Annotated in this window: 21 protein-coding genes; 11 read left to right on the top strand and 10 right to left on the bottom strand. The window is 38.1% G+C overall.

Going from position 1 to position 20,800, the window contains the following annotated elements; translation table 11 throughout:
- The first annotated feature begins 9 nt into the window (after positions 1-9).
- Positions 10-951, top strand: coding sequence for an alpha/beta hydrolase (locus ABH968_RS08160; protein WP_370043525.1), 942 nt, complete (start codon positions 10-12; stop codon positions 949-951).
- Between the two features lie 231 nt (positions 952-1,182).
- On the top strand, positions 1,183-1,374 hold the full coding sequence (locus ABH968_RS08155) for a hypothetical protein (protein ID WP_049666523.1): 192 nt from the start codon (positions 1,183-1,185) through the stop codon (positions 1,372-1,374).
- 321 nt (positions 1,375-1,695) lie between these two features.
- Here the strand turns inward: ABH968_RS08155 and ABH968_RS08150 are convergent, their stop codons facing one another.
- Together ABH968_RS08150 and ABH968_RS08145 are read right to left on the bottom strand one after the other, a co-directional pair.
- Positions 1,696-3,036, bottom strand: a complete 1,341-nt coding sequence (locus ABH968_RS08150; RefSeq protein WP_370043524.1) for a D-serine ammonia-lyase — start codon at positions 3,034-3,036, stop codon at positions 1,696-1,698.
- Positions 3,026-3,502, bottom strand: a complete 477-nt coding sequence (locus ABH968_RS08145; RefSeq protein WP_370043661.1) for a YaiI/YqxD family protein — start codon at positions 3,500-3,502, stop codon at positions 3,026-3,028. The genes ABH968_RS08150 and ABH968_RS08145 overlap by 11 nt, the downstream gene beginning before the upstream one ends.
- A gap of 184 nt (positions 3,503-3,686) precedes the next feature.
- On the opposite strand from ABH968_RS08145, the gene gdhA reads away from it, so the two are divergent.
- The 3 genes from gdhA (at position 3,687) to ABH968_RS08130 (ending at position 6,762) form a co-directional block, all read left to right on the top strand.
- Positions 3,687-5,060: an NADP-specific glutamate dehydrogenase gene (gene gdhA, locus ABH968_RS08140; RefSeq protein WP_370043523.1), complete on the top strand. Its 1,374-nt coding sequence runs from the start codon at positions 3,687-3,689 to the stop codon at positions 5,058-5,060.
- A gap of 186 nt (positions 5,061-5,246) precedes the next feature.
- The gene (locus ABH968_RS08135; protein WP_370043521.1) at positions 5,247-5,933 is read left to right on the top strand and encodes a phosphoribosylaminoimidazolesuccinocarboxamide synthase; all 687 of its coding nucleotides are present in this window, start codon (positions 5,247-5,249) and stop codon (positions 5,931-5,933) included.
- Between the two features lie 181 nt (positions 5,934-6,114).
- A complete protein-coding gene (locus ABH968_RS08130; protein ID WP_370043520.1) occupies positions 6,115-6,762 on the top strand; it encodes a YIP1 family protein in 648 nt (215 codons plus the stop codon).
- A gap of 67 nt (positions 6,763-6,829) precedes the next feature.
- On the opposite strand, the gene ABH968_RS08125 is transcribed toward ABH968_RS08130, so the two are convergent.
- The 7 genes from ABH968_RS08125 to ABH968_RS08095 form a co-directional block, all read right to left on the bottom strand.
- Positions 6,830-8,032 carry an NAD(P)-dependent malic enzyme gene (locus tag ABH968_RS08125; protein ID WP_370043519.1) on the bottom strand — a complete coding sequence of 401 codons (1,203 nt, stop codon included), beginning with the start codon at positions 8,030-8,032 and terminating at the stop codon, positions 6,830-6,832.
- Positions 8,033-8,452: 420 nt separating this feature from the next.
- The gene (locus tag ABH968_RS08120) at positions 8,453-9,283 is read right to left on the bottom strand and encodes an MBL fold metallo-hydrolase (RefSeq protein WP_370043518.1); all 831 of its coding nucleotides are present in this window, start codon (positions 9,281-9,283) and stop codon (positions 8,453-8,455) included.
- 53 nt (positions 9,284-9,336) lie between these two features.
- The gene (locus ABH968_RS08115; protein ID WP_370043517.1) at positions 9,337-9,480 is read right to left on the bottom strand and encodes a hypothetical protein; all 144 of its coding nucleotides are present in this window, start codon (positions 9,478-9,480) and stop codon (positions 9,337-9,339) included.
- 53 nt (positions 9,481-9,533) lie between these two features.
- Positions 9,534-9,752 (bottom strand): hypothetical protein, encoded by a 219-nt coding sequence (locus tag ABH968_RS08110; RefSeq protein WP_370043516.1) that lies wholly within the window; start codon positions 9,750-9,752, stop codon positions 9,534-9,536.
- Positions 9,753-10,025: 273 nt separating this feature from the next.
- Complete coding sequence (locus tag ABH968_RS08105; protein WP_370043515.1) at positions 10,026-10,835, bottom strand: sulfurtransferase; 810 nt, start codon at positions 10,833-10,835, stop codon at positions 10,026-10,028.
- A gap of 10 nt (positions 10,836-10,845) precedes the next feature.
- Positions 10,846-14,457, bottom strand: coding sequence for a dynamin family protein (locus ABH968_RS08100; protein WP_370043514.1), 3,612 nt, complete (start codon positions 14,455-14,457; stop codon positions 10,846-10,848).
- A 441-nt stretch (positions 14,458-14,898) separates the two neighbouring features.
- The gene (locus tag ABH968_RS08095) at positions 14,899-15,159 is read right to left on the bottom strand and encodes a hypothetical protein (RefSeq protein WP_370043513.1); all 261 of its coding nucleotides are present in this window, start codon (positions 15,157-15,159) and stop codon (positions 14,899-14,901) included.
- Positions 15,160-15,452: 293 nt separating this feature from the next.
- On the opposite strand from ABH968_RS08095, the gene ABH968_RS08090 reads away from it, so the two are divergent.
- Positions 15,453-15,878: a DUF4183 domain-containing protein gene (locus ABH968_RS08090; RefSeq protein ID WP_370043512.1), complete on the top strand. Its 426-nt coding sequence runs from the start codon at positions 15,453-15,455 to the stop codon at positions 15,876-15,878.
- A gap of 29 nt (positions 15,879-15,907) precedes the next feature.
- Positions 15,908-16,228, top strand: a complete 321-nt coding sequence (locus ABH968_RS08085; RefSeq protein WP_370043511.1) for a DUF4183 domain-containing protein — start codon at positions 15,908-15,910, stop codon at positions 16,226-16,228.
- 145 nt (positions 16,229-16,373) lie between these two features.
- On the opposite strand, the gene ABH968_RS08080 is transcribed toward ABH968_RS08085, so the two are convergent.
- Positions 16,374-16,787, bottom strand: a complete 414-nt coding sequence (locus ABH968_RS08080) for a LamB/YcsF family protein (protein ID WP_370043509.1) — start codon at positions 16,785-16,787, stop codon at positions 16,374-16,376.
- Positions 16,788-17,323: 536 nt separating this feature from the next.
- On the opposite strand from ABH968_RS08080, the gene ABH968_RS08075 reads away from it, so the two are divergent.
- The 4 genes from ABH968_RS08075 (at position 17,324) to ABH968_RS08060 (ending at position 20,549) form a co-directional block, all read left to right on the top strand.
- Positions 17,324-17,779, top strand: a complete 456-nt coding sequence (locus tag ABH968_RS08075) for a chemotaxis protein CheX (RefSeq protein ID WP_049666545.1) — start codon at positions 17,324-17,326, stop codon at positions 17,777-17,779.
- A gap of 358 nt (positions 17,780-18,137) precedes the next feature.
- Complete coding sequence (locus tag ABH968_RS08070) at positions 18,138-18,260, top strand: hypothetical protein (RefSeq protein WP_255349996.1); 123 nt, start codon at positions 18,138-18,140, stop codon at positions 18,258-18,260.
- Positions 18,261-18,409: 149 nt separating this feature from the next.
- Positions 18,410-18,901 carry a cupredoxin domain-containing protein gene (locus ABH968_RS08065; RefSeq protein WP_370043508.1) on the top strand — a complete coding sequence of 164 codons (492 nt, stop codon included), beginning with the start codon at positions 18,410-18,412 and terminating at the stop codon, positions 18,899-18,901.
- Positions 18,888-20,549 (top strand): b(o/a)3-type cytochrome-c oxidase subunit 1, encoded by a 1,662-nt coding sequence (locus tag ABH968_RS08060; RefSeq protein ID WP_370043507.1) that lies wholly within the window; start codon positions 18,888-18,890, stop codon positions 20,547-20,549. The genes ABH968_RS08065 and ABH968_RS08060 overlap by 14 nt, the downstream gene beginning before the upstream one ends.
- Positions 20,550-20,800 lie beyond the last annotated feature (251 nt).

Here is a 20,800-nt window from a genome sequence, read left to right as displayed (position 1 = left end):
GGAATTTATATGACGATCAATAACCGAGTCTTGCCAGAATTAAGACAGACTTACTCCCAATTTCCAGGCTTTCGGTTGGAGAAAGATTTAGAGTGGAGTCGAAGTCACTTGTCCAACCCACCTTCGGAGAAGTCAGAACTTGTACACACATCAAATCGTATGATTCCCAGAGGTGATGGAAACGAGATGTTGGTTAAAATTTATGAACCAGTTGAACGAAATATTAATCAACTTCCAGCGATGCTTTGGATTCATGGCGGTGGTTTCGTTATGGGACACCCTGATATGGATGATATTTTATGTGAACGCTTTGTTCAGACTGCTAATTGCGTTGTCGTTTCGGTTGATTATCGACTTGCTCCTGAGCATCCCTACCCGGCGGCTATAGAAGATTGTTATGCAGGGTTAGTATGGATGACAACCGAGGCACCATCCCTTGGCATCGATGTCAAACGGGTGGCGATTGCAGGCGCAAGTGGTGGCGGAGGGCTAACAGCAGCTCTAGCATTAATGGCTCGCGATAAAGGAGGACCCTCAATTATATTCCAGATGCCACTGTATCCAATGCTTGATAACCGAAATGAAACACCTTCCAGCTACGAGATTACCGAGGATCATGCAATATGGAGTAGAACTAACAATTTGACCGCTTGGGGTATGTACTTAGGTGAGGAAAAGGACACCCATGAGCTATCTCCGTATGCGGTCCCTTCAAGAGCAGATAACTTAGCAGGATTACCTCCAACTTATACATGTATAGGTCAACTCGATTTATTCCGAGATGAAACCATTGATTACGTGACACGTCTTGCCCAAGCAGGAGTAGATGTTGAATTCCAACTCTACCCTGGTAGCTTCCATTGCTTTGAAGTCTTTGTGCCAGATGCGAAAGTAAGTCAACGAGCTAGTCAGAATTATTTAGATGCTATGACACGCGCTCTTTATTCTTAATATCGGATAGCCCTAAACTTCAAATGAAGCCCTCTCCCCCACTGACTGATTTGAAAAAGTCGGACTGTGTAAGAGCACGATACACCTAAGTAAAATTGCAATTTAGGTAAATACTTCACGGCATGATCGCCTGAATAACCTTTTACAGCCAGAATTATGAATATGGGTGCATTTTCTAAAGCTAAAAGTGTTATACTAATAAGCACGTTATAAATTGAGGAGTTAGACAGTATGAAATATTTTAAACCACAAATGCAGCAACTTGTGAAAGAAAACCGTGAATTACATGATCGCCTAAAAGAGTTAATGTCCGAAATGGATTTGCAAAAAAATTATGCTTTAAAAGCTCTATATCACGCTGAAGTAGCGGACGGTGGACGCTATCAGCAAGATTATCAAGCGTTGGACTATTTATATAAATAACTCTAAATGAGCAAAAGTACTTCTAATAATTTCCATTAAACAAAATAAAAAGACAGAATCCACTCTTTTGGTTAAAATGAAAGCTCTCACACAACCATCCACCAAAGGAGCGCATCTGTCTGATGAATAGATTAACACATCACCAAATTCAACAAAGGGTTTCTTGATTGGCAATTGCCTCTCATCTTCTAATGAATAAATATTTGAAATTAAACACGATGTGATGTTTTAAATAAATTTGTGATTAAATTTTTAAAAGTAATAAACGCAAGAATGTTGATTCCAAATAGCATTCTTGCGTTTTTTCATTAACTAACTACCTTAATCATTAATTCTTGCTACTTGCACTACCTTTGCCATGTATTCCTCACGCATTTCCACCGGCACCATACTTCCACCTGTTGCCCATACAAGATGGGTAGCTTGCTCCATCTTATCAACTAAATCATGCTTTTCTAAATAACTTTGTCCATTTTTCATTAACTGTATCGGTCCAAACATCCCCGCATGCGCAGATGGTTCTAAAAATAATCCTTCTACCTCCATAGCTAATGCTAGTGATTTAAATAATTCCTCATCTTTTACTGTGTAGCAGCCACTAATATAAGTTTCCATTACCTTGCCAACAAATTTCGATGCACGACCTACAGCAAGGCCGTCTGCTTCGGTTTTATTATTAAGACCAATATCTTCTACACTGATGGCGTCATGTAAACCAGTCATCAAGCCAATTGTCATACAAGGGGATGCTACGGGCTCCGCGAAGAAGATATGGGCATGCTCTCCAAAAATTTCACGTATGCCGTACGCAACTCCCCCCGGTCCTCCACCTACACCACACGGCAAATATACGAACAATGGATGGGCTTCATCCACAGTAATGTTCGTCTTTTCAAACTGAGCTTTTAAACGCTTTGCCGCCACTGCATAGCCAGCAAATAAGTCTTTCGAATTTTCATCATCAATGAAATGACACATAGGATCTTGTTCAGCCTCTCGACGACCTTGTTCTACAGCAACGCTATAATCAGCTTCATATTCAATAACTGTCGCACCTTTTTCACGCAGCAATGCTTTTTTCCACTCTTTTGCATCACTCGACATATGTACAACGACATTAAAGCCGAGTTTTTTGCCCATAATGCCGATACTCAATCCTAAATTACCTGTAGAACCTACGGCAATTGTGTATTGCTGGAAGAATGTTTGAAAGTCCTCTGTTGCCAACACTGCATAATTATCCTCTTTTGTAAGTTTACCACTAGCGATTGCAAGCCGCTCTGCATGCCTTAATACTTCAAAAATACCACCACGGGCTTTAATAGAGCCGGAAATCGGCAAGGTATGATCGCATTTTAAGATAAATTGACCTGGTATTAAAACATCATATTCCTTTTCAAGAACTTTCTTCATCGTAGGTATTTCTTGTAAAGATGATTCAATAAGTCCTTTGCTTTCCAAAAGCTCTGGAAATGCTACGGTTAAATAATAAGAAAAGCGTTGAAGTGTTTCTTCTGCCTCCTCAACCTCCTCCATTGAAAAAAGATTTGTCTTCGCCTGATTTTTTCGATTTGTATTTTCCCAAAGTACTGTATTATGATTTGCTAGTTCTTTTAGTCTTGGAAATTGATTTAATAGTTCGTGTTTAAGCTCATTTTTCACCTTCAGAACCCTCCATTTTTTGAGCTAAAATCGCTCGTTCACAAATTTGTCGAAATTTCAATTCGAACGAAATATTGTTTTCTTGTGTTCGTTTTTTAGGTCCTCTCGTACGTCCACCAGCACGTCTTATTTTTTGTCCAACATGGCGCATATCGAGCAAACGTTCGATATTTTCATTGGACATCTCTCGCCCATTTTGATCGATTGGATAACCTCCTCTTGCCAAAACCATAGCTGCTAAACCGTAATCCTGTGTAATGACAATATCATGCTTTGAAAGCGCATTCACTAGCGTAAAATCAACCGAATCCGGACCCTTTGGAACCATAATTGTTATTACATTATCACGTTCGATACGGTGGGATGTATCGCAAAACAAGATTGTTTCAATCTCAAACTCAGATGATATAGATAGCGCTAAATCCACGACTGGACAGGCATCAGCGTCAATTAAAACCTTTACAATAAAGCATCATTCCTTTCTCATAATTAGATAGATCATTCACGTAATTATTATTTCAATATAACAAATTCTCCCCTTCACTTGTTCAATTTTTCACAAACTTAAGACTGTTGGAAAAAGTATTTTATTGAATAGTGCGAAAAATAGATATACGATACAAATATCAAATAACTGGAGGTTTTTTACTATGACAACTACAACTGTAAGCAACGAACAATTAGCAAAAGAATACGTTGATGGCGTATTTGAGCAACTAAAACAACAAAATAGTTATCAAGCGGAGTTCTTACAAGCAGCTGAAGAAATTTTCATTTCATTAGTGCCTGTATTTGCACAACACCCTGAATATATTAAAGCCAATATCTTATCTCGTATCGTTGAGCCAGATCGTATCATTTCTTTCCGTGTAGCTTGGCAAGATGATAACAATCAAGTTCAAGTAAACCGTGGTTACCGTGTTCAATACAGCAACGTAATGGGGCCATACAAAGGCGGTCTTCGCTTCCACCCTTCCGTAAATGAATCAATTATCAAATTCTTAGGCTTTGAACAAATCTTTAAAAATGCTTTAACTGGCCAACCAATCGGTGGTGGTAAAGGTGGTTCAAACTTCGATCCTAAAGGTAAATCAGATTCAGAAATCATGCGTTTCTGTCAAGCATTCATGACTGAATTATACCGCCATATTGGTCCAGATGTCGATGTTCCAGCAGGTGATATCGGTGTTGGAGCTCGTGAAGTAGGCTATTTATGGGGCCAATATAAGCGTTTAACAAAAGCAAACGAATCTGGTGTATTAACTGGTAAAACTCCTGGATATGGTGGTTCTTTAGCCCGTAAAGAGGCAACTGGTTATGGTACTGTATATTTTGTAAATGAAATGCTAAAAGATGCCAACGATTCATTCGAGGGTAAAACAGTTGTAGTTTCTGGCTCTGGTAACGTTTCAACATATGCAATTGAAAAAGCACAAGCTTATGGTGCAAAAGTTGTTGCTTGTTCTGACTCTTCAGGCTATATTTACGACCCAGAAGGTTTAGAGCTTGATGCAATTAAAGAAATTAAAGAAGTAAAAGGCGATCGTATCTCCACTTACTTAAACTATCGTCCAAATGCTACATTTACAGAAGGTTGTACTGGTATCTGGACGATCCCTTGTGACATCGCGCTTCCATGTGCTACTCAAAATGAAATTAATGGTGATTCAGCTCGTACTTTAATTTCTAACGGCGTGAAAGCTATTGGTGAAGGTGCAAACATGCCATCAGATCTTGAAGCAATTAACGAATTCTTAAATGCGGGCGTATTATTCGGTCCTGCTAAAGCTGCTAATGCCGGTGGTGTTGCTGTATCTGCTCTTGAAATGGCGCAAGATTCTAGTCGCGTATTCTGGTCATTTGAAAAAGTAGATGCTAAATTACATGAAATTATGAAAAACATTTACGCGGACAGTAAAGCGGCTGCTGAAAAATATGGTTACCCTGGGAATCTCGTAGTTGGCGCGAATATCGCTGGTTTCATAAAAGTTGCTGATGGTATGCTAGCTGAAGGCGTTTATTAATAACAATTTAGAATCCTCTTAATCTACCCTAAGATGATAATGAACATTCGTTATCATCTTATTTTTTATCAAAAAATAAGTTAAAAACCATAACAATTATCGCTTAAAACGAACATTTTTATTATTAAACATTTAAAACATTCGTGTTATAATGATGAAGTACTACGAAATATTGGAGGGTTTTTTGTGGAATTATTGTATACAGGTAAAACGAAAAATGTGTTCAAATTAGAAGATGGTCATTACTTATTAAAATTTAAAGATGATGTAACTGGTGAAAATGGCGTATTCGACCCAGGTGCTAATACTGTTGGATTAACAATCGACGGCGCTGGTTTAGCTGGACTTCGTTTAACTTCTTATTTCTACTCAAAACTAAACGAAAAAGGTGTTCCTACTCACTATGTTGATGCAAACTTCAACGATGCAACAATGACAGTAAAGCCTGCAACTGTTTTCGGTAAAGGCTTAGAGGTCATTTGCCGCTTCAAGGCAGTAGGCTCTTTCCTACGTCGCTATTGTGCTTACGTGAAAGAAGGACAAGACTTAGATTCTTTCGTAGAAGTTACCATCAAAGATGATGATCGACTAGATCCTCCTATTTCTGAAGATGCTTTAGCCATGTTAAACCTGTTAACACACGAAGAATACGAAATTTTAAAGCAACGTACAATTGAAATTTCTAAATTTATTGCTGCAGAGCTTGACAAAAAAGGGTTAACACTTTATGATATTAAATTAGAGTTTGGCCGCGATGCTAAAACAAATGAAATTTTATTAATAGATGAAATTTCAGGTGGTAATATGCGCGCTTACAAAGGCGAACAATACATAGAACCATTAGAGCTTGAAAAAATTATGTTAGCTGAATAAAAAATCCATTCTATTAATATGCCACGTCTGACTAGATACGAATAATCAAGAAGAGTCGCTTTGTTGCGGCTCTTTTTCGTTAGTAAGATCATTTTTTCTTTCTTTCGAAACTTTTCATTGGATCACTCGTATACTAATTATACGCTTAACGCATTTATACTATTATTTTGGAGGTAATTTGATGGATAACTTTAATGAAACACCACGAGAAAGGCTGAAGGTTAATCCATTTTTGTCTATTTGGTTGCATCCAAAGCAAACAACCCGTTACATGATAGAAGAAAAATCAATAGGTTTTGCGATTCTTCTCATGTCAATTGGTTATCTAGGTGTTACACTTTCAGACCTTATTGATAGTACATTTTTGTCAGACTGGTCTCCTTGGTTTATCGTGATTTTTTGTGTTATTGCAGCACCGATTTCAGGGATAATTGGTACGGCTTTTTCTGCACTAATCGCTTGGCTGTTCGGTAAACTTTTTAAAGGAACAGGTACGTACTCACACTTATTCAAAGGGCTAAGTTTAACTGCTATCCCATTTACAGTACTTATTCCTTTTTATTTAATTTGGTTATTTACATCACCTGAGTCTTTAATGAATTCTGACTTCGCTGGACCTTACCCATGGTTTTTTTGGCTAGCAATTTTATTAACCATTGTGGTTGTAATTTGGTCCATCGTCATTACTGTAGGGGTTATTGCAGAGGCACATCAAATATCCAATTGGATGGCCTTCTTTACACTCTTAATTCCAAGCATTATTTTCTTTATCTTAATCATTATTCTGATTATTGTTCTCTTTGTCGTTTTGGGTATTTTTATGATGTAAAAAAATCTCCCCTCTCTCTATGAGAGTGGGAGATTTTTTAGATTCACTGTATGGACGATTTTTCATTTTAAACTGAAAGCACTGTATTTTGTTGGAATAGCTCCGACACACCTGACTCAACAGCTGCACCACTTACAGCTTGCGAAACAATTTCAACAACCCGCTCATCTAATGATTTAGGTACAATATATTCCTCCGTTAATTCCTCATCACTTACAAGAGCGGCTATTGCTTCCACTGCAGCTATTTTCATCGCCTCATTAATATCTGTTGCTCGAACATCCAATGCCCCGCGGAAAATACCAGGGAAAGCAAGCACATTGTTAATTTGATTTGGATAATCGGAGCGTCCTGTCCCCATAATACGTACACCCCATGCTTTGGCATTTTCATACGTAATTTCAGGATTTGGATTTGCTAGTGCAAACACGACCGGATCCTCATTCATTGAAGCAATATGTGCTTCTGTTAATAAATTGGCAACCGATACGCCGATAAAGACGTCAGCACCTTTAATGGCATCGTCCAATGTTCCATGTAATTTTTCTGGATTTGTTAAATGGGCCACCGTTTCTTTAATTGGATTCATACCTTCAGCGCGCCCTTCATAAATGAGACCTTTTGTATCGCACATATAAATATTTTTATAGCCCATTTGCACAAGAATACGCAAAATAGCAATACCGGCTGCTCCTGCACCATTAATTACGACCTTCATTGTTGCCACGTCTTTCTTCACAATACGATTGGCATTAATCATCCCTGCACCTACTACAATCGCCGTTCCATGCTGATCATCATGGAATACAGGAATATCACATTCTTGGCGCAGACGATCTTCAATTTCAAAGCATCTTGGCGCTGAAATATCTTCTAAATTTACAGCACCAAAAGTGGGAGCAAGCGCCTTCACAATGCTGACGATTTCATCCGTATTCTTCGTATCTAAACAAATAGGAAAAGCATCAACATTGGCAAAACGCTTTAATAAAATAGCCTTCCCCTCCATTACTGGTAATGCTGCCTTCGGACCAATATCCCCTAGCCCTAATACCGCCGTACCATCCGAAACAACCGCTACCATGTTTCCTTTCATTGTATAGTCGTAAACAAGTGATGGATTTCTTTCAATCTCTATACAAGGCGCAGCTACCCCTGGCGAATATGCCAGACTTAGATCATATGAATCTTGCACAGGTACTTTAGAAATCACCTCTAATTTCCCGCTATAATACTCGTGCATTTCTAAAGCCTTTTTCATAATATCCATTCAATCCCATCCTTTTCTTTTGAATTATTATATATTCCAGAATCATAATACTTTGTGAAAGTAAAGTCAATGAATTTTCTGTCAATTTAAAATTTTCTACGAAATAGCGCCATTTATTATCTTTTAAATCACTTCTTCGTTTTGTTATTAACTTCACAATCAATTATTTTAATATAATATTCATATCAATTTGCTTTATAAAAAATGTACAAATACCGCCATTAAGCCTGCTCAACTTTTCACATAGTATTTTTCTTGTGTAAATGAGAAATTTTTCACAAACGAATGTAAGCGTATCCATTATTTCATCTACTTCCGTCACATTTTCTTCACATTTTTTCACAAAGTTTTTTATTATGGTTCTTCAAGTATTCTTTTTTTACTTTCTGCATTCCTCGATTTCAAAGCAAAAAAGAGCCCTTATTTTAAGGACTCTTGCGTAAATTGATTGATAAAAGCGGTGATAATATGCTTGGAAGACCACTGTTCCCCTGATACTTTTGTAATCGGGTAATCACGAGAAAAGATTGATTTTGTCATTTCTTCTACCGAATAACCTTTATCAAATAATTGCCTTATATTGCTCTCCATTTCTTCTAAATAAGCAATTTTTTCTTGTATTTTCACTCGACCATCCGCTAGAAAGCCAGCATGACAGCAATATACTACCTCGAAATCATAGTTTAATATTTTTTTCAAAGACGCCAAGGTATGTACGATATTTTCTTCATCAAGGACAACCTTAGTTTTCGTCTGTATATACAAATCACCTGTAAACATAGCACCTGTTTCTCGATTGTAAAATGATAGATGATCTGTCGTATGCCCTGGTGTGTCTATAACATCCCATGCAGCTGATTTCGTTTGCAATGTATCGCCAAATGGTTGAGCATTAAACGCCGGTCGCTCACCCCATAATGCCTGGCGATAAAAAGGATACTCTCCATCCTTTGCACAAAGACTTACCGAATCATGATGAATATAGATAGGTACACCTTTATGTTGCTGAATCCATGCTGCATTTCCTGAGTGATCCTCATGAGAATGAGTGAGCGCCAATTGTTCAATCGGTATTTCATTAAAAAAGGATTGGAACTCTTGCGAAAGTGAATATGAGCCTGCATCAATTAGTAATCCATCCACAAAAAAACTATAGACACTCATTCCTATCCCCTGAACTGCCACTTTACCGTGAGCACATTGCACATCACGATTTTGTTGAATCTCTATACTTTTCTCTCGTTTAAACATCCTTTTCCCCCCTTTGTAAAAAGAGTGTAGCACAAAATGAATCGCGAGTCATTTTATGAATACATCACAACATGCATCGTTGATTTAATAACCTTTTTCAAGCTACGCAAATGGAAAAGTAAACGTAAATTGACGATTAATATCAAAACAGCTCCAATTATTAATAGAGAGATCATCGCATCGTATTCTATATTCATTAGAAAAGTCCAGCTTGTGGTAACGCAAAGTACAATCCACATATATTGTTTCATCATTCTTCGCTCTGGCGGATTTTGGCGGGGCTATCCATCATTTTGACGGTTCTATCCACGATTTGGGCGGGGCTATCCATCATTTTGACGGTTCTATCCACGATTTGGGCGGGGCTATCCACGACTTTGGCTTCTCTATCCGTCACCTTGGCTCTGCTTTCCGTCGCTTCGACTATTCTTTCCGTCGCTCTGACCATACTTTCCGTCGCTTCTGCCACTCTATCCGTCACTTCGTCCGCTTTCCGTCGCTTCGACTATTCTATCCGTCGCTCTGACCATGCTTTCCATCGCTTCTGCCACTCTATCCGTCGCTTCGACTGCTTTCCGTCGCTTCCACTATTCTATCCGTCGCTTTGACCATGCTTTCCGTCGCTTCCACTGCTCTATCCGTCGCTCTGACCATGCTTTCCGTCGCTTCAACAATGCTAGCCTTTCCACTCCAATAAAAGTAAAAAAACGCCCACCAAAGTGAGCGTTTCTTCCTCAATCATTTATTCATTTGTTCCTTTTTCTACATCATATTCTGTAATCCAGTCACTAAAGCTACCTACATACAGTTGAATATTTTCATAACCTTCATCTGCTAACACTGCATACAATGGTGATGCTGTAACACCGCTTCCACAATACACAACAACATGCTCGTCTTGAGCAACCTTGCTGCGTAATGCATCATTTGCTTGCAGACGGCCATCTGACTTTAATTGCTCCCAGTCAAAGTTTTTCGCTGTTGGAATATGCCCAGCTACCATATCAAGAGGCTCCACGTCACCACGGTAGCGAGCTGCGGCACGTGCATCTAGCAATGTCGCATTGACTTCTCCATCTACAATGGCTTTAACTGCTTCACGTGGAGCATATAGTTCATCTCGCCAAACAAATTCAATCGTAGTCGGTGGATATTTTATAATGTCTTTTGTGAAAGATATTTTTTCCTCGAGAGCAGGTGCACCACCATTCACAATCACTACATTTGGAAAGCCCGCATATGTCAGCATCCACCAAGCACGTGGTGCAAATGGCGCAGCCCCTTGATCGTAAATGACAATTTGATCCTCATAGCTTAATCCTAACCCTTGAAATACTGCCGATAGCTTTTCCTTATTTGGCATAGGATGACGACCATGGCTAGACCCCATATCTGATAGATCTTGCTCTAGATCGATATAAATCGCTCCTGGTGCATGCCCCTCTTCAAATACTTTATTGCCTGCTTCTTTTTTTTGTAAATCAAAGCGGGCATCTAAGAAACGGACTCCATCTAACTGAATTTCCTCAACTGATTTGAATACTTTTCCCAAATGAATCACCTCATGCGTATTGTAATTGAGCGTAAATAGCTTTCCAAGAAGCTAAACGACTTTCTTCCTGAAGCGCAAGTCTTTCTGTTGCAATTTGTTCAAGTGCCTGATGGAAAATATGCAGACGTAATTTTTCTGCTTCCTCAGCAATATAGGTAATAGCCCATGCCATGAGAGATACTTTCTGTGAATCTAAATAATTTTGGGCATCTGGTTTTGTTAATACCTCAAGCGCCTCACTTAGTTTCACTTTTTCATTCTTCTCAAAGAATGCTTTCTGATTACGGAAATGTGATTTCACACCCGAATATTTCGCGATATCTGTAAATGGTCCTTCAAAATCAAGTAAATCAGGCTCAGAAGAATCAAACGCTAAGAATGAGAAGCTACGGTTTAATTCTTTTAGCTCACGTACTTCATCTTTAAAGCGCAGTTGCATTTTTTTACTAATAAATTGTGATAAACGGAAGTTTGTTACACGCATTTCTTGTGTAAAGTCAAAGCGTAAACTTTGCATTACTTCTTTTAAAGCATGCTCTAATGCTTGTTGAGCCGGCATTGCTGCAAATGTTGACGGATTGTAGCCTTCCTTAAAGAACTCTGGGTAACGATAATACACACGCTGAAGAACATAATACAGTAATTCATCAAGCTCTTGCTTCGTTTCACTTTCTAACATACTTGTATTAAGCGAATTGTACTTCGATTTTATATGCTGTTCAAGAGTTGTTAATTCCTCTAAACGCTCATCCTTACGCTTTAAGTTATCTTCTGTCTGCGCAATTAAGTCACCTAAACGTTGCTCCGTTTTATCGACTTCCTCTGCAAGTGCCTGGACAGCCAATGCACTTAATTCGTCATTTAAGAATGTGTGGAAGGCATCTTCGAAAGGTGGCATACCTGATGTTAAATCAGCACCCTCTACTTTTTCCTTTAAAGCCAATAAGCTCGACACACCGTAAAGTCGAGGGAAGCGAATGCCAAAGCGTTGTAATTCTGAACGTACATAGCCTTTTACATCTTCCTGCTCTTCTTCTGTTGTCGCTAAATCAATCGCATTGACGATAAAGAACATCTTATCAAGTTCGAAAGCATCCTTCACACGCCCTAGCTGGATTAAAAACTCGCGGTCAGCTTTAGCAAAAGCATGATTATAATAAGTAATAAACAAGATTGCATCCGCATTACGAATATATTCAAACGCAACACCTGTATGACGTGCATTAATAGAATCTGCTCCTGGTGTGTCAACAAGTGTCACACCCATCCGTGTTAACGGACTATCATAATAGAAATCAATATTATCGACAAAGCATGATTTATTTTCCTGCGCAACAAATTTTTCGAATTCTTCACGGTTAACTCGTAATACTTTTCCAAGCTCAGACTTAAATGTTGGGAATCCTTCTTTATATGCACGAATAAATGATTTATGCACATTTAAGCGTTCGTCCGATAGCTGTACCGCAAGTCCCTCATCTGCACGACTAAATGCTTCTTCTAAAGAAGATACTGATAAACCAACTGCTGCGTATGAAGCTTGAATATCCTCTAGCATTTGGTCAGCTGTTTTTAACAGTACATCTGCTGTTTCATGCGGATGCTCTGGTGTCACAGGACGAATTTTATTAATAGCCGCTGTTGTAGGGTTTGGTGATACAGGTAAAACTTTGGCACCCATTAACGCATTAGAGAACGAGGATTTTCCTGCACTAAATGCACCGAAAAGCGCGATTGTGAAATCCTTTTTCTGTAATCGTTCTACTTTATTTTCTAAGTAAGTTGCTACTTCCGCAAAACCTTGTACATCTTTTACCGAGTTTGCCGTATGAAGTGCACGCTTAACTACACCTTCAATAGGAAGGCTTGTTGCACTAACTGCTTGCTGTGACTCTTCCTGTTGTAACGCTACCTCTTTTGGCTTTAACATCGATTCATCAAACAATCGAATATCTGCTAAATCTTGCTTAAAGGCATGATTCCAATTTGTAAGCTGTTGATTTGCTAGTTGACGTATTTCATTGCTTGCCTGGTGCATAATACTTGCACTATATTGCTGATAGCCCTCGATTTCAAGCACTGCATGAATGGCATCAACTTTCTCTTGCATCCCTGCCATTTTTAATTTAGATGGAGCAGCTGTTTCAGTAGCTACCGCTTCTAAAGTTGTTGCTTGTTCATCCTTCCAATTATCTGTTTCTTGGATATAGTAACGTTTAGTCGCTTCTGCCACACGGTTGGCAAAATTCAACACAGCATCTCCCGTTAAAAGTGCACCAACTTGTATTTGCTGCTCAATAAGTGAGAATGGTAATTCAAAGGCGTAGTCATCAATAGCTGTAGCACGTTCTTCATTTAATGCACCTACATCCTTTATCACCTTTTTCATTAACCCTTTTAAATGTCCTGTAATCTGTGCATGCACAACATTTTGATAGGCGCTATAGACATCCTCTTTGCGGCGGTTACGCTCTTCCTCTGTTTTTTTCTTAGCGGTAAACAGGCCACCTACCTTGAAACCATCCTGCTGACTTTCTAAATACAGACGTAATTTATCGCGTAAATCTGCTGGCATAATGGCTGCATTCGCAAGAAGTTCTTTACGTTGATCTTCAAACGTTTCATTCCATGCCTCAACTGAGAACAATTCAACTTGACGATTTAACTTATTATACTGCTCTAAAATATCTTTATGGTTTGCCCAGTCATCGGCACTTAATACATCTTCATCAATGTCTAAACGATCTTGTCTTTCTTCCGTTAAATAATTGTCATGCTCACTTTGTAATAAACGCAGCGTATTTGATGCAGTCTGTACAAGTTGATCCTGCCAATCATTCATACTATCCATAACGATTTTCTTTACGACTTCAAAATCGTTATTAGGGTGCTCAGGCTCTCTTAATGAAGTGAAAAATACGCCCTTAGGTACTACGCCCCAAGCTGCAAAGGAATTGTGAACTGTTGTTTTAAATTCCTCAAAGCTTAATTCATTTTCATTATGCTTATCAATCATGTTAACGATTAAATAAACGTTTGGATTGTATTTCATTAATTGCTTTGTAAATTGAAAATTCAATTCTGATTGCACGTGATTGTAGTCCATTGTATAAAATACGATATCAGCAATATGAAGGGCTGACTCTGTTGACATACGGTGTGCATCATCTGTCGAGTCGACACCTGGCGTATCCATAACAGTAACGCCTAGTGGTAATGTCGATGTGCTATGACCGATTTCAATTTGCGATACTAGCTCACCATTTTTACTAAGCTCTTTAACTGTTTTAAAATCATAGCCTGCTTCAAATTTTACCGGCTTTTCATTGTGCATATGGACAATCGCAAAATCTTCGTCTGATTTATGGACTTTGACGATATTGGCACTCGTTGGAATAGGACTTGCCGCAAGTAAATCTTCACCTGATAGCGCGTTAATCATACTCGACTTACCAGCAGAGAAATGGCCAGCAAAGCCAATAACATATTCTTTTTGCTGTATTTTACGTGCAAAAAGTGATGTCTTATCCATACGCTCTGTATCACCATTATGCTGATAAATTATGTATTGTAACGAGGCTTGCTTTAATAGCGCCTCCAGCTGTTGTTCAAAATCTTTCATAAAACCAGTAACCCCTTTATTTTTAATCAATTTTGCCTTGGCGTAATTGTAGCTGTCGCTTTGCTTTCGCTACAGATAAACAATGCGTCCGGATTTTGAATTGTGCGGGCACAATTCACTACTTTAAAAATCCGTGACATCCGCCGGAGGCTTTAGGCCAACAAATGTTTTCTGTGCGAAAGCGCAGTGCTAACGTAGCGTCAGCAACACGATGTTGGTCACTCAGTCGTTGCCACAGGACGTGGCGTTCTTAGACTGAGTTCCTCTATTTCAGTGGTGTTTGGATACCCACTGAGAAGGAACCACATCCGCATTCCTCTCACCATCTTCAGAGGTGGGAGTTTTTCTGAATGAAGATAATTGTTCATATTTAGTATTCTACCTTATTCGACAAACAAAGTATAACACTAATTTACTTAAAAAAGCATATATATCAGGGTTTTAGACGCCATATTCATCCATATCGTCCTGTTTAATCAAAAAAAACAAAGCTATATGCTGGCTTCTTATCAATAGGGAATGATGTTTGTTAAACCCTATGTTGTGTATATTAGTTGATTGTAGTGGAGACTGGGCGACTCCTTGGGGATCAGCAATATAGGAACGAAGGCTAAAACCATCACGTCCTGTGATAACGCCTTCGTGACCAACATCGTGTTGGCCCGAGACCCTGGAGCGAGCAACGCGAGTGAAGCGGTTCATCTGACGCCCCCAGGAAGCTTTGCTCTGTGCGAAAGCGTAGCGACAGCAACAACAAAGCGCCCAGTCGGAACGGAAATCAACCCCACGTTATGATCATTATTTTTCTAAAAAACTACTAATTTCTATTCCAAAATGGTTGCACAACTAAGCAAATAATAATTTTCTTCATATTTTAAGGTAAGGCAAATTAAGTTTTAAAAAAGTTTGATGTGTGATTGCAATACTAATAATAGTGAAAAATATAAGCACAAAGCTAACTGGGGGAAACAATAATTAAATGGAGTGATAAAAATATGGTGAACTTTAGGAATCACCGAAAAATCGAGCAAGAATGTGAATGTGGGTGTGAAGATCGGTTTATTTGGCCACGTATAAAAGCTAGTACCATTCCTTCGGTAGACCCTCCCCCAGTCATTGAACCTACTGGAAATATTATTCCTACTATATATAGATATTTCTATATTGCTACATCAGATATTAATTTAACTAATGGGGCGACTCTAGCTGCTAGCCAATTTTGGGATGATGATGGGGACCCAGTAACTGAATTTAAGATTTTTAATCCTAATGGCTACGTTAATCTTTATATCAATGCCGTAATGCAGGAAGGTGGAATTTACACCTTAACTCCAACCTCGTTAACCTTAAGTCCAGATAATTCAACAATTTATAGAGGTACTCCAATCATCATAGAATCATTAGGATTTTCTACAAAGTAAGAAACAAACCTGAAAGGGGGTGAAAATAAGTGGCACTTTCTATAATTAATATTCATGTAAATGTTACAGGTACTTCGGCGAGATTTTTCAATGTTTTAGCTACACCCTTAACGATCACTAATGGTACAAAGGTTGCTGCTACTTCCTTTTTGAAAGATAACGGTACTGCTGCAACTACTTTTCCAATCGTAACAAACGGATACTATAATTTATATATAAATGGGGTGCTTCAGGAAGGTGATTCTTATTCAGTTTCTGCAACGGATTTAACGTTTAATACCGTTACAGGTGCTATATCCGCTGGAACACCAATTATTGTTGAGGCTGTTGAATTAGTGACTACACTTTAATCGCCTTAAGCAAATTAGATAGAGAGTATATTGTTATTCGAATCAGAGATACTTTGTTTTATGAGTAAAAGAATAAACTTCATATAAATAAAAAAATGGGTGCCTTAAAATATTTTAGGGCATCCATTTTACTTTTCTATTTTTTCTATTTGACATCTAAACACATAATTTTTTTGGCATAGTCCAATGCATGTGGGCCGTCTCCGTGTATACATAGTGTTTGCGCGGAAATTTTGATTTTCTTTTGCTGCACTGCCATCACCGCATTCGATGTCAAAATACCTTTGACATGTACAAGCATCTCTTCTTCTGTTTGAATCAATGCATTTGATTGTAGTCTACTTACTAACGTACCATCATCATTGTATTTACGATCCGAAAAAACTTCCTCATATACATGTAAGCCTTTTTCTTTGGCGATTTTAGCCATCTCACTACCAGCCAAACAATATAAAATATACGCTGGATTTACATCATATATTGCATTGGCAATAGCTGTCGCCTTTTTTTGATCATTAGCACTTTGATTATAGAGGGCTCCGTGAACTTGATTGTCCATCCATTTTTTTATTTACAGGTGCTGATACTATAACCTGAATGATTACCTGATTAAGGGAATCCATCACTTACTATATTGTATTGATCTACTGTTTTGTTTAATTCTACAAAAAAAACAATTCTAATTTATATTATATTCCAGAAAAGACAAACAACTCTTTTCTTTTATTACAATGAAAGTATTCAAGATAACTATTATTCAAAAAAAAGCATGATCCAAAGTTACTCGGACCATGCTCTACCTGTATAAAAATTGATATCCTCTTATTTTAAATGTGCAGTCGTCTGTTTCATGACGTGTGTTCCCACTCCAATATAGATAACCACTGCTGCACCAATAAATACGAATGTCATACTGACCGCTCCTTTTTAATATAAATATTTGTATTCGAAAAGACTTAAACGTCTATTTATTGATTTTGAAAATCATTCTCATTAATATGATATAAAATTCCCATTAATTCGTCAAGACATACTTTCATCTTACCCATTTAACATGGTAAGATGTAGAAAAGTCGGAAAAAGGATGCGGTAATGATGAGTAATTCGAAGTACTTTCAAACTATTTTAAACGGGACAATTCACGCTTTAAAATCGATCTTACCTATGGATATAGAGGTAAAAACGCCTAGTATTATTTCTGAACCATTTCAACAACAGCAAATGGGTGTTTTAATTGGTTTAATAGGAGATTTAAAGGGCCGTGTAATCATTGATTCCTCTCCTGAAATATTTAGTGGCATCGGTAATACGATGTTTGGTATGCCTCTTGAAGGAGAAATGTTGGAATCCTTTACAGGAGAATTTGGAAATATGATTGCAGGGAATTTATGTACTACCGTAGGACAAGAAAGCTTAGAAATTGATATCACACCGCCAACAGTGATGGTTGGCAACACAAAGCTATACGGCTTTGAAAAAGCATTTGTACTCCCTGTTACAATTCCAAACGTTGGTCCGCTGACAGTTCTTTTAACAATTGAAGAAGAATAGAGTACTAGAATATCGAACTGTTCCAAATGATATATCCTATGCTAATACATCAAACATTTATGAACACTCTTTTTCATTCTCTTTAATTAACAGAGGATGCCCCATTAGGCTCAAGTCTAAATTTCAATTAGTAAAATTTCTTGAAAAATAAGAGATTTTAATAAAAATTACTCTAATTCTAGCCAATAAGTGGCCATCTCAATGACTATTGAGGTGGCTATTTTTTATTTCCTCCTCAATTTTTCACATTTTTTTCACATATTTCGCTAAGATGTGTGATTTTTTTCACATCAAAAAGAAATTTATTTATATATCATGACAATAAGAAAGACACAATAAAAGCGTAGGAGGAGCAAAAATGGCAAATAAAAAAAAGTCAGATGAAAATTTAAAAGGTTCACTCTATGCAGTATTTGGAGTAGGAATCATCATTATCTTACTTTGGGCGTACTGCTTCGATTTGTTCATCAATCGTTTTTAACTTCTTTCAGCGGGTTTCCACTGAAAGAAATTAAAGCCTCCGGCGGATGACACGGAATCGGAAAGGAGTTCTTTGTGCAAGCACAAAGCCGATTCCGGACGCAATTATGCCGAGGCATAATTGATTCTACTAAGAAAGGACAGAGACATATGCACTTACATAAGTATGAGAAATATTGGCTTGTGTTCGGAGTTGCTACTTTAGTAGCATTCCTTATCATTCTAGGCATCGGTGCATTCCATCAAGGCTCACATCCGAACAATGGTAAAAAAACACTAGATTATGAGAAAGTAAATGAATTTCCTCCCTTCGATAATCCTGGTGTTCATAAAGTAGAAGGTAAGGATTGGGACTATGAAGTGGTTGTTTTAGCATCAGCATTTAATTACAATCCACCAGAAATTGAAGTTCCACTAGGAGCTAAGGTGAAATTTATCGCAACAAGTGCGGATGTTATGCACGGTTTTGAAGTTGCAGGTACAAATATTAATATGATGCTTGAACCTGGTTACATTTCTGAATATGTGACAGAAGTAAATAAAGTAGGAGAGTTTTTAATCGTATGTAATGAGTACTGTGGTACAGGACATACGATGATGCACTCTATGCTAAAGGTGGTGGATCCAAATGAGTCTAAATAATAATTTGACAAAAGTGGATCGTCGTGATGCGAAGCTAGCAATGGCACATATTTACGTGGCATTCATCGCATTATTATTAGGGGGTCTTGCAGGTTTATTACAAGTTTTCGTTCGTTCTGGTCAATTTACATTACCAGCAGGCATTGGTTACTATCAAGTTTTAACTGTACATGGTATTTTACTCGGTCTTATTTTAACAACATTCTTTATTTTCGGTTTCCAAATTGCCAGTGTTAGTCGTACGTCAGGGACTTTTTCAGATGGTCAACGTCGCCTTGGCTGGATTGGCTTCTGGTTAATGACTGTTGGTACAGCAGCTGCTGCAGTAATGGTTCTACTGAACGAAGCATCTGTTTTATATACGTTCTATGCTCCACTGAAAGCTCACTGGATATTCTATTTAGGCCTTACATTAGTCGTTGTTGGTTCTTGGGTTGGCGGCGCAGGTCAAATTTTACGATATGCACAGTGGCGTAAAGAAAACAAAGGTAGCGGACAACGAAGCCCATTACTGTCATTTATGGTTGTTGTCAATAATTTAATGTGGTTCGTAGCAACTCTAGGTGTAGCTGTTTCTGTTCTATTCCAGCTACTTCCATGGTCCTTAGGCTTTATCGAACGTGTTGATGTAGCACTATCCCGTACATTGTTCTGGTATTTCGGTCATGCTCTTGTGTACTTCTGGTTATTACCAGCATACATGGTTTGGTATGTCATTATTCCGAAGGTTATTGGAGGAAAAATTTTCTCTGATTCTTTAGCAAGACTGTCGTTTATGCTGTTCTTAATTTTTTCTGTACCAGTTGGGATCCATCACCAATTAACAGAGCCCGGTATTGATGGTACATGGAAATTCATACAAGTTGTTTTAACATTTGCCGTAATCGTACCATCCTTAATGACTGCCTTCTCGATGTTTGCAATGTTTGAATTACGTGGTCGTGAATTAGGTGGGAAAGGTCTTTACGGCTGGTTTAAAAAATTACCATGGAAAGATGCTCGTTTCTTCGTGCCATTTATCGGTATGGTAGTATTTATTCCTGGTGGCGCAGGCGGTATCATCAATGCTTCTTACCAGATGAACCAATTAATTCATAATACCATTTGGGTTACAGGACATTTCCATTTAACAATTGCAACAACAGTCGTATTAACTTATTTCAGTGCGGCATTCTGGTTAATTCCACATTTAACAGGTCGCACACTGACTAAATCTTTAAACAATCTTGGTAATTTTGCAGCTATTTTATGGGCTATTGGTATGACAATTATGTCTTCCGCTATGCATATCGCTGGTCTGATCGGTGCACCTCGTCGATCCGATTACTCTGAGTATGGCGGTGCTCAACAAGCTTATGATTGGATTCCTTATCAAATCGCTCAAGCTGTTGGTGGCACAATCCTGTTCATCGCTATCATAATCATACTTTATATTGTGGTGAAATTAGCATGGTTTGCACCAAAAGGCGAAGAGGAATTCCCAGTTGGTGAAGCACATGAAAATGGTGGTACGACACCAGCTATCTTAGAAAACTTTAAAGTATGGCTAGTTATTTTAGTAGCATTAATTTTATTTGCTTATACTATTCCAATTATCGATATTATTTCTAATTCTCCTCCTGGCTCTAAAGGCTATAAGCTTTGGTAACAATGTTTTGCATCTTCATAAAAAAGCGATTTCTCTAGCTGAGAAATCGCTTTTTACTTTGCTGAAAAAAAATGTAATTAAGGTGTCATAATAAAGTATAGCTTTTCGGCAAAACGAGGGGTTGATTTCCGTTCCGACTGGGCGTTTTCCTGGGGGCGTGGGCTTCTTAGACCTCGTTGACTCGTTCTCATCTTTCCACTTGAGGTGGGCGTCTTACTGACCGTTAATGCGGGATAAAATCATGGATAGAC

It is taken from the genome of Lysinibacillus sp. RC79, assembly GCF_041262405.1.
Taxonomy (GTDB): Bacteria; Bacillota; Bacilli; order Bacillales_A; family Planococcaceae; genus Lysinibacillus.
This window is presented reverse-complemented; position numbering and strand designations above follow the sequence as displayed.

Excerpts from the sequence above, each read along its gene's own strand:
- ABH968_RS08060 (WP_370043507.1), top strand. The coding sequence starts at position 18,888 with ATGAGTCTAAATAATAATTTGACAAAAGTGGATCGTCGTGATGCGAAG.
- ABH968_RS08100 (WP_370043514.1), bottom strand. The coding sequence starts at position 14,457 with ATGAAAGATTTTGAACAACAGCTGGAGGCGCTATTAAAGCAAGCCTCG.
- ABH968_RS08090 (WP_370043512.1), top strand. The coding sequence starts at position 15,453 with ATGGTGAACTTTAGGAATCACCGAAAAATCGAGCAAGAATGTGAATGT.
- ABH968_RS08155 (WP_049666523.1), top strand. The coding sequence starts at position 1,183 with ATGAAATATTTTAAACCACAAATGCAGCAACTTGTGAAAGAAAACCGT.
- ABH968_RS08095 (WP_370043513.1), bottom strand. The coding sequence starts at position 15,159 with ATGAACCGCTTCACTCGCGTTGCTCGCTCCAGGGTCTCGGGCCAACAC.
- ABH968_RS08125 (WP_370043519.1), bottom strand. The coding sequence starts at position 8,032 with ATGGATATTATGAAAAAGGCTTTAGAAATGCACGAGTATTATAGCGGG.
- ABH968_RS08075 (WP_049666545.1), top strand. The coding sequence starts at position 17,324 with ATGAGTAATTCGAAGTACTTTCAAACTATTTTAAACGGGACAATTCAC.
- ABH968_RS08130 (WP_370043520.1), top strand. The coding sequence starts at position 6,115 with ATGGATAACTTTAATGAAACACCACGAGAAAGGCTGAAGGTTAATCCA.
- ABH968_RS08115 (WP_370043517.1), bottom strand. The coding sequence starts at position 9,480 with ATGAATATAGAATACGATGCGATGATCTCTCTATTAATAATTGGAGCT.
- ABH968_RS08065 (WP_370043508.1), top strand. The coding sequence starts at position 18,410 with ATGCACTTACATAAGTATGAGAAATATTGGCTTGTGTTCGGAGTTGCT.
- ABH968_RS08080 (WP_370043509.1), bottom strand. The coding sequence starts at position 16,787 with ATGGACAATCAAGTTCACGGAGCCCTCTATAATCAAAGTGCTAATGAT.
- ABH968_RS08070 (WP_255349996.1), top strand. The coding sequence starts at position 18,138 with ATGGCAAATAAAAAAAAGTCAGATGAAAATTTAAAAGGTTCACTCTAT.
- ABH968_RS08160 (WP_370043525.1), top strand. The coding sequence starts at position 10 with ATGACGATCAATAACCGAGTCTTGCCAGAATTAAGACAGACTTACTCC.
- gdhA (WP_370043523.1), top strand. The coding sequence starts at position 3,687 with ATGACAACTACAACTGTAAGCAACGAACAATTAGCAAAAGAATACGTT.
- ABH968_RS08120 (WP_370043518.1), bottom strand. The coding sequence starts at position 9,283 with ATGTTTAAACGAGAGAAAAGTATAGAGATTCAACAAAATCGTGATGTG.